This is a genomic window from Thetidibacter halocola (assembly GCF_018224955.1).
Taxonomy (GTDB): domain Bacteria; phylum Pseudomonadota; class Alphaproteobacteria; order Rhodobacterales; family Rhodobacteraceae; genus Thetidibacter; species Thetidibacter halocola.
This window is the reverse complement of the sequence record NZ_JAGTUU010000020.1, coordinates 1-2,076: the sequence shown is the minus strand read 5'-3', so window position 1 is coordinate 2,076 and position 2,076 is coordinate 1. Positions and strand designations below refer to the sequence as shown.

Below are 2,076 nucleotides of genomic sequence, written 5' to 3'. Positions count from 1 at the left end.
TACCTGTCGTGCTGAGCGCTGAGGAAGTGACGCGTATTCTCGAGGCCGCACCCGGGCCCGGGCTCCGCTACCGGGCGGCATTCAGCGTGGCCTATGGCGGCGGGCTACGTGCGAGCGAGGTGACCCACCTGAAGGTTGGCGATATCGACAGCGACCGCATGTTGATCCGCATCGACCAGGGCAAAGGCCGCAAGGACCGCCATGTGATGCTGTCGCCGAGCCTGTTGGAGCTTCTGCGTGACTACTACCGCGAAGCCCGGCCCGCAGGCTGGCTCTTTCCTGGCCGCAACCGGGTCGATCCGATCTCGACGCGGCAGTTCAACAGGGCCTTTGGCGTCGCCTGCGACTTCGCCGAGATCAAGAAGAAGGTATCTCCGCACACATTGCGGCACAGCTTTGCCACCCATCTGCTCGAAGGTGGAACCGACATCCGGGTCATCCAGGTCCTGCTCGGACACGCCAAGCTGGAGACCACGACGGTCTACACAAAGGTGGCGACCAAGACGATCCGGGATGTGACCAGCCCGCTTGATCTGCTGGGGCGACGGGAGGCTGGGCCCGGCTGACCCCGGCCCCATGTCCCGTCCCAAACTGGAGGTCGCGGATATCTTCCGCACCCATGGTGATACGTATCGCCGTGACCATGCCGGGCACCTGAACCTGCCGCAATTGAAGGTGATGTCCTCCATCGAGTCCTGCCGGACCGCGGCACTCGGTGGCCATGTTGCCGCTTGCACCAAATGCGATCATCAGCACATTGCCTACAACTCCTGCCGCAATCGACATTGCCCGAAGTGTCAGAGGGCAGCCGCGCGCGATTGGATGCTGGCGCGGATGGAAGACCTGTTGCCGGTGGCGTACTTCCATGTGGTCTTCACGCTGCCCGCCCAAGTCGCCGAAATTGCCTATCAAAACAAGGCGGCGGTCTACGGCCTCCTGTTCAAAGCATCCGCGCAGACGCTGCTGACCATCGCGGCCGACCCCAAGCATCTGGGCGCAAGGATCGGCATGACATCGGTGCTGCATACATGGGGCTCGGCGATGACGCACCACCCGCATGTGCATGTCATCGTGCCAGGTGGCGGGCTGTCGGCAGATGGCACCCGGTGGGTCGCTTGCCGCCCGGGGTTCTTCCTGCCGGTGAAGGTGCTGTCACGGCTGTTCCGGCGTCTGTTCCTCGAAGGGCTGGCCAGGTTGCACACGACGGGCAAGCTGAAGTTCTTCAGCAATCTGTCGGGGCTGGCCGATCCCGATACCTTTGCAACCCATCTCGCGCCGCTGCGCAGGACCGAATGGGTCGTTTACGTCAAGCCTCCCTTCGGCGGACCCGAGGCCGTGCTGGCCTATCTTAGCCGCTACACGCACCGCGTCGCGATCTCGAACCACAGGCTGATCAGTACCGACGGCGACACGGTGTCATTCCGCTGGAAGGACTACCGCATCAAGCGCGGGGACCGCATGAAGACCATGCGCCTGCCCACGGACGAGTTCATCCGCCGCTTCCTGATCCATGTGCTGCCCATCGGCTTCCACCGCATCCGTCACGCGGGCTTCCTCGCCAACGGCATCCGCCGGGAAAGGATCGCGATGGTCAGACGCTTGCTCGGCACCGAGTCAGAGCCGGATCAAATAAACGAAGAGAATCCGCTCAGCCGCGCTGACGAAGCGGATCAGCTTCCGCCTTGCCCGAAATGCGGCGGCCCGATGCGTATCATCGAAACCTTCCTACGTGGTCAACTCCCTCGATCCCGGGCACCGCCATGGGAGGAAGCCGCATGATCCAACCGTCACACCTGTTCCACTATTCGGAGGAACCGGACCAATCGTTACGGCCCTTCCACCGAAACCCGGCGCTGCTGGAGGTCTACGGCAACACAAATATGGCTCTTCGGCAGCACCGACCCGGACAGATCAGCCGACCGAAGCGGATCAGCGGCGCAAGATGCCAGGCTCAGAGCATCGAACCACCAAGCCTTGAGCCACTATCCCCATAGCACCGAAATCCGCCCGCGCTTTCCTCCTTGTCAGATTTGTCGCCGCTGCAGCTCACGCTGACAGCAGCCACAAATCTTAGAC

2 protein-coding genes are annotated in these 2,076 nt (G+C 62.7%); both read left to right on the top strand.

What is annotated here, in order from left to right:
- Nucleotides 1-566 (top strand): tyrosine-type recombinase/integrase (locus KB874_RS22750; protein WP_212538858.1); only part of this gene is annotated, 566 nt, incomplete at its 5' end.
- A 10-nt stretch (nucleotides 567-576) separates the two neighbouring features.
- Entirely contained in the window at nucleotides 577-1,779 is a 1,203-nt protein-coding gene (locus KB874_RS22745; RefSeq protein ID WP_212538857.1) for an IS91 family transposase, read from the top strand.
- Nucleotides 1,780-2,076: the final 297 nt, after the last annotated feature.